Annotated in this window: 4 protein-coding genes and 2 pseudogenes; 1 reads left to right on the plus strand and 5 read right to left on the minus strand. The window is 68.3% G+C overall.

From position 1 onward, the window contains the following. Positions 1-236 precede the first annotated feature (236 nt). Entirely contained in the window at positions 237-473 is a 237-nt protein-coding gene (locus ABZ641_RS28185) for a hypothetical protein (protein ID WP_359986155.1), read from the minus strand. A 121-nt stretch (positions 474-594) separates the two neighbouring features. Next, positions 595-1158, minus strand: a pseudogene (locus ABZ641_RS28190) (transposase); the annotation flags it as partial. Positions 1159-1281: 123 nt separating this feature from the next. On the opposite strand from ABZ641_RS28190, the gene ABZ641_RS28195 reads away from it, so the two are divergent. Then, entirely contained in the window at positions 1282-1776 is a 495-nt protein-coding gene (locus ABZ641_RS28195) for a hypothetical protein (protein WP_263107753.1), read from the plus strand. On the opposite strand, the gene ABZ641_RS28200 is transcribed toward ABZ641_RS28195, so the two are convergent. The 3 genes and pseudogenes from ABZ641_RS28200 to ABZ641_RS28210 form a co-directional block, all read right to left on the minus strand. Further along, positions 1742-2524, minus strand: a complete 783-nt coding sequence (locus ABZ641_RS28200) for an IS5 family transposase (RefSeq protein WP_359986158.1) — start codon at positions 2522-2524, stop codon at positions 1742-1744. The two genes, ABZ641_RS28195 and ABZ641_RS28200, sit on opposite strands and share 35 nt — an antisense overlap. A 315-nt stretch (positions 2525-2839) precedes the next feature. Beyond that, positions 2840-3586, minus strand: a complete 747-nt coding sequence (locus tag ABZ641_RS28205) for a hypothetical protein (RefSeq protein ID WP_359986161.1) — start codon at positions 3584-3586, stop codon at positions 2840-2842. Between the two features lie 315 nt (positions 3587-3901). Further along, positions 3902-4046, minus strand: a pseudogene (locus ABZ641_RS28210) (IS110 family transposase); the annotation flags it as partial.

Genomic DNA, 4046 nt, shown 5'->3' on the forward strand with positions numbered 1-4046 from the left:
GTCGGACCACCGCCACCCGACCGTGCTCGACCCGCCGGTGACCTCCCCGACCACCGCACTGACACCGTGGGCCGAAACCCCAGGCTGCGCGACTTCCGCTACCGCGTGGAGGCAGCGCGAGTGGTCAACGCGCGAGGTCGGCATGACCGGAACCACTGACTCGTCCCGGGTTCGCGTCGCGGGAGGGCGCGCCGTCGCCTGCCGCATCCCGTGCAACGCCGGCCGGCGCGAGGGTGTCAGGCGTCCTGCCAGGCGAATGCGGTGCCGAGTGTGGTGGTGACCAGCCAGCCGAGGACGGGGATGCCCAGGGCGACGGCGAGCGGCCACTGTGTCCAGATGAGACCGAGGCTGCCGAAGAACGCGAAGGGGGCGACACAGACGGCGACGACGGTGGGGCTCGGCCGCGCGCCGGAACGCGACCAGGTCAGGCCGTGGGCGGTAAGCACCGATCCCAGGCCGGCCAGCAGGGCCACCTTTACTGATTCCCAATGTGGTTCGTCAAGCCAAATGTGACGCCTGGTGAGACATCTATGCTGTTGCGTGTTCGAGCCGAGGTGGCTCGGTGGTGAAGGTGCGCTGGTCACGAATGCGCGCTCATAGGACGTCGAGGCGACGTCGGGCCAGGGCGAGGACGGCCTGCTTGTGATTCTTCCCTTCAGCGCGTTTGCGCTGGTAGAAGACCTGTGATGTGGGGCAGCACCGGGCGGCGACCTGGGCGGAGAGGTAGAAGACGCGCAGGAGGCGACGGTGGTAGCGGCGGGGACGACGCATGTTGCCACTGATCCTGCCGGAGTCCTTCGGGACGGGTGCAAGGCCTGCAACGCCCGCGAGGCGGGTCGGGCTCCCGAAGGCTGCCAGGTCGCCGCCGGTGCAGGCGATGAGTTCGGCGCCGAGGAGGGTGCCGATGCCGGGCATGCTGGTGATCGTCTCAGCGTGCCGGTGCTGGCGGAACCGGGCCTCGATGGCCGCGTCGGTTCGGGCGATCTCCTCATCCAGGTCCATTACCGCTCGGGCGAGCAGGCTGGTCATTGCTGCGGCGGTCTTCTCACCCGGGACCTGCGTGTGCTGAGCCTGCGCGGCCTCGATCGCTCTGGTGGCGACATGGGCCGCGGTGCGGACCTTCCGGTTGGCCAGCCAGTTGGCGAGTCGGGCGTGGCCGAGACGACTGAGAAGCCGTTGTCTTTCCGAGCGTGATGAGTGCGTTTCCGCTGCTCAGGCATAGGGTCGGCGCTTCGACGGCAGGGATGACGTGTCGTGTCGTCTCTGTGGTGGAGGTGCGGGGTGCCGTCGGTGATGGGGCTGCTGGAGGAACGTGAGCGGATCGCCCGGCAGCGGGTGGATGCTCTTCAGGCCGAGTTGCGGGAGGCGGAGGCCGCGTGGGAGCGGTTCGTGATCGCCCGTGAGACGGTGGCCGAGGTCCTGACGGAGCCTCGCGAGGATGAGGTGGTTCCGCCGGTCGTGGCGGCCGGCGAACGGCGGGCTCGGGTCGCGGCGGCGGTGCCGGGCTCGGTGGTGCCGGTGTGGCGGGACGGGCTCGATGCCGGCGTTCTGGCGCCGGACTACCGGCGGATCATGAAGATCCTGGCCGCCCCCCGGCGCTCGGGCGGTGCGGCGGTGGACTGCCGGCAGCTCGCCGTGGGGCTCGGACTGGAGGCGGTTCCCGCGAAGGTCGAGGGAGTGCGGTCGAAGGCGAAGCGCCTGGTCGCGCGGGGCTGGCTGGTCGAGGAGAGCCCGGGACTGTTCAGTGTGCCCGCCGGGCGAGTCGGCGGCTCATGACCATGCTCATCGACCAGCGGATCATCGCCTCCGAGCTGTCGGTGCGGGTCTCGTAGTCGCGGGCCAGGCGGCGTGAGCGCATCAGCCACGCGAATGTGCGCTCCACCAGCCACCTCTTCGGCAGTACGGTGAAACCGCTGGTGTTGCCGCTGCGTTTGATCACGGTGAGTGCGACGCGCAGGACATCGCGGGCGAGGTCGACCAGGCGCCCGGTGTAGCCGCCGTCGGCCCACACCAGAGTGATACGCCGGTGCCGCCTCCGCAGCCGCTCCAACAGCGTCTCGGCGGCCTCGCGGTCGGTGACCGACGCCGCGGTGACCATCACCGTCAACAGCAGCCCCAGAGTGTCCACGATGATGTGTCGCTTGCGGCCGTTGACGTTCTTCCCGCCATCGAAGCCCCGACTCGCGGCCGGCACCGACGAGGCGCCCTTGACCGACTGCGCGTCGATGATTCCCGCGGTCGGCTCCCGGTCGCGGCCCGCCGCCTCGCGGACCCGGTCGCGCAGCCGGTCGTGGAACTCGGCGACCAGGCCCTTGTCGCGCCAGCGCCGGAAGAACGCGTAGACGCGGTCCCACGCGGGGAAGTCCCCGGGCATCGCGCGCCAGGTGATGCCGCCCGCGACCAGGTAGCGCACCGCGTCGACCATCTGCCGGTGGCAGTAGCCCTCCGGCTGCCCGCCCCGGCCCTCCAGCCATCCCGGAACCGGCAGCGCTTCACGAACGACTGCCCACTCCGCGTCCGTCATGTCCGAGGGGTACCTCGGTCGCCTGTGCGGCCGATCCCCGGCGTTCCCGAACCGATGAGCGAGACAATCACACTCCCGGGTAGCCGAGTTGGAGCCGGCCGGCGCGAGGGCGTACAACTGCGACAACAGGGCCTCCTGATGTGCTCAAGGTCTCAACAGCCCCGAGCTGCACCAGAGGCCCTGTTTTCATGCACGGACAGACCGAAGATCGCCCGACCGAGCCGCCGCACTCGAACCCATGCTCACCAAGATCGTTACGGCAACTGCTTCTAAACGGCCGCACATTCTTGGGCCGGCGGGCCGTTCGCTTATCAATCAGAAGGGAGGTTCGAGATCGCCGCGGCCATGGCTGTGTGGCCCGCAGTCCCAGGGCTCCTCCTGAAAAGGTTCAATGTCGGTGACGTCGTGGCCCCATGCTTTGAGGGCCTTCCAGGCAATTCGACGGTTAGGGGCGTCGCTGCTGGTGTCCAGGATGCGGCGCGCGTGCACGGCGAGGTGATTGCGGTGCTGGGCGAGCGCCGGGTGTTCGGCGAGGATGAGCGCGGCGAGGCCGGCGGCTTCGCGCACGTCCTCGTGACTGTCCTGAAGGAAGGGCGCGACGGCTCGATAAAGCATCGGGCGCAGGTCCCGGAAGGCCGCCACGATGCTGCCGGGAGTGAGGAAGCCAGGGAAGTACTGCTCGATGCGGTCGACAATCTCGTCGGAGGCGTCGTAGGCCGTGGATACCAACCAGTTCAACAATGTCGCGCGGAAGGGGACATTGCGGTACGGCCGAAGGGTCATGGCCGCCGGGTGGGTGAGGATGCCGGCGACATACATGGCGACGGGTGCGGTGGCTTCGTAGATGGTGTTCTGGTGGCCGACCAGCTCACTCAGTTCCGACAAAGCGGTGACCTGCACCTTGGGATCAGGCTCCAGCAACCGTGCCAGGACTTTGGGCAGGCACTCACCGTTCCCGAAAGCTGTCTGGAGCGAACCCCAATCAGTCTCCGCCAGAACTGCCTGGTAGGGCGGCGAGTCAGGCTCGCGGGGCTCCCCGGCCGTGAGGCTGCTGTGGTTCACAGGCCAAACCTAGACCAGACTTCTGACACGATTCCTGTCCGGGCCAGTTAGAAGCCGCTGCCCTTCCGAGAGTGACGGCTGCGTTTGCACTGGTCAGGCATGGGGTCGATGCTTCGGCGGCAGAGACGAGGTGTTGTGTCGTCTCGGCGGTGTAGGTGCCGGGATGCCGTCGGCAGGGCCTCCCGGTGTGCTCAAGGTCTCGACAACCCCGAGCTGCACCAGAGGCCGTGTTTTCATGCACGGACAGACCGAAGATCGTCCGACCGAGCCGCCGCACTCGAACCCATGCTCACCAAATTCGGTACGACAACGGCTTCTGAGGGCGGCGGGAGTCTGGTAGCCCGTCAGCAGCACGAGAGCGGCCTTGCTGGTGCTGTAGTCGAAGGCGCGTTCCAGCGCTGGGAAGAACTCCAGGAGCTGGACGCGGAGGCGGTTGATGGCGCGGGTCCGGTCCGCGAAG

The organism is Kitasatospora sp. NPDC007106, from assembly GCF_040634455.1.
Taxonomy (GTDB): domain Bacteria; phylum Actinomycetota; class Actinomycetes; order Streptomycetales; family Streptomycetaceae; genus Kitasatospora; species Kitasatospora arboriphila.

Coding starts and splice junctions, on each gene's coding strand:
- ABZ641_RS28200 (WP_359986158.1), bottom strand. CDS start 2,524: ATGACGGACGCGGAGTGGGCAGTCGTTCGTGAAGCGCTGCCGGTTCCG.